This is a genomic window from Bradyrhizobium sp. PRIMUS42 (assembly GCF_023006515.1).
Taxonomy (GTDB): domain Bacteria; phylum Pseudomonadota; class Alphaproteobacteria; order Rhizobiales; family Xanthobacteraceae; genus Bradyrhizobium.
Window position 1 is genome coordinate 1 of sequence record NZ_JALBGZ010000995.1, and the last position, 1,786, is coordinate 1,786.

Here is a 1,786-nt window from a genome sequence, read left to right on the forward strand (position 1 = left end):
GACCCCGAGCTCCAGGAAGCACTGCGGGCGCCGCCGCTGCCGCAATATGCCAATCCACCGCAGGCCAGCGACACTGCGCGCGCGTTCGCGGTCCAGCCGCTCGAAGCGCTGAAGCAAGCGACTGTTCCGGCTGCACCGGCGCGCGATCCGTTCCGCGTGAAGACCTCGAACCTGTTCTTCGGCAGCTCCTCGCTCGGCGGCAATCTCGAGAGCATCGAGAGCTGGCAGCCCGGCGCCGAGCCGCTGATCGTGATGCCCGACCCCGACATGAAGGTGACAGCCTCGCTGTCGCCGCCCACAGTGGACATTGCCAAGGACATCGAGAGCGGCGAGAGCGTCGCGCCGAAGGGCGAGGTCAACGCCGACAACCAGCGCACCAGATCACCGGCGGAACGGCTCGCGCTCGACGACAAGTCGCGCGCGAAGTCCGAGAAGTGCCTCGCGGAAGCGGTCTATTTCGAGTCCCGCGGCGAGGCCGTCCGCGGCCAGATGGCGGTCGCGCAAGTCGTGATGAACCGCGTCTTCTCCGGCAAATATCCGGATACGGTGTGCGGAGCGGTCTATCAGAACAAGCACCGTCATCTCGCCTGCCAGTTCACGTTTGCCTGCGACAACAATGCCGACGTGATCCGCGAGCCCGAGATGTGGGAGCGCGCCAAGAAGATCGCGAAGGCCACGCTCGACGGCCAGATCTGGCTGCCCGAGGTCGGTAAATCCACGCATTATCACGCCTATTGGGTGCGTCCGTCCTGGGTCGCCGAGATGAAGAAGATGTACAAGACCGGCGTGCACACCTTCTACCGCCCGCGCGCCTGGGGCGACGGCAGCGAGGTGCCGAGCTGGGGCACGCCCGCGCAGACCGCGGCGCTCTCCGCCGAGCTCGCGCAGGAAGCCAAGAGCTCCGCGGAAATGGGCAATACTGAGCGGCGCTGAGGCAATCAATCGTCGCCGCAGTGAAGGTGCGCTCCCTCTCCCGCTTGCGGGGGAGGGTTGGGGAGGGGGTGTTTCCGCAGGCGAGAACCCCCGTGTGGAGAGAGCCCCCACCCGGCGCTTTGCGCCGACCTCCCCCGCAAGCGGGAGAGGTGCGGCCGCCCTGGGCGAAGAGCAGTGGCCTCACGCCTCGATATCCAACGCGCAGTCGAAGTTCGGCGCCGAATGGGTCAGGGCGCCGGCCGAGGCGTAGTCGACGCCGGTCGCCGCGATCGCGGCGATCGAGTCCAGCGTGACGCCGCCGGACGCCTCCAGCTTGAGGCGCCCCTCGTTGATCCGGACCGCTTCCCGCAATGTCGCAAGGTCCATGTTGTCGAGCAGCACGGCGTCGGCCAGCCCGGTGTCGAGCACCTCGCGCAGTTGCGCCAACGTGTCGACCTCGATCTCGATCTTGACGAGATGGCCGGCATGGGCGCGGGCGCGCTCCAGCACCGCACTGACGCCGCCGGCGACCGCGATGTGGTTGTCCTTGATCAGGATCGCGTCGTCGAGGCCGAAGCGGTGATTGAAGCCGCCGCCGCACCGCACCGCGTATTTCTCCAGCGCCCTTAGCCCCGGCGTGGTCTTGCGCGTGCAGCAGATGCGCATTCTCGTGCCTTCGGTGCGCGCAACATAATCCGCCGTGAGCGTGGCAACGCCCGACAGGCGGCCGACGAAGTTCAGCGCGGTTCGCTCCGCGGTGAGAATGGCGCGCTGGCCGAGGCCGTCAGCCATCCGGATGACTTCTCCTACGTGACTTACCGCTTGCGGCCGCAGGCCAAATGGCACGACGGCAAGCCCGTTACCGCGGACGACG

2 protein-coding genes and 1 pseudogene are annotated in these 1,786 nt (G+C 67.5%); 2 read left to right on the top strand and 1 reads right to left on the bottom strand.

Translation table 11 applies throughout. From position 1 onward, the window contains the following. Window positions 1-933, top strand: a 933-nt coding sequence (locus MOV75_RS36705; protein WP_247007827.1) for a cell wall hydrolase, incomplete at its 5' end; no start/stop codon positions are given. Between the two features lie 180 nt (window positions 934-1,113). Here the strand turns inward: MOV75_RS36705 and nadC are convergent. Further along, window positions 1,114-1,683: pseudogene (gene nadC / locus MOV75_RS36710) on the bottom strand (carboxylating nicotinate-nucleotide diphosphorylase); the annotation flags it as partial. Between the two features lie 39 nt (window positions 1,684-1,722). Here nadC and MOV75_RS42800 point away from each other — a divergent pair. Further along, on the top strand, window positions 1,723-1,786 hold a 64-nt coding region (locus tag MOV75_RS42800; RefSeq protein WP_247007828.1), incomplete at its 3' end, for a hypothetical protein.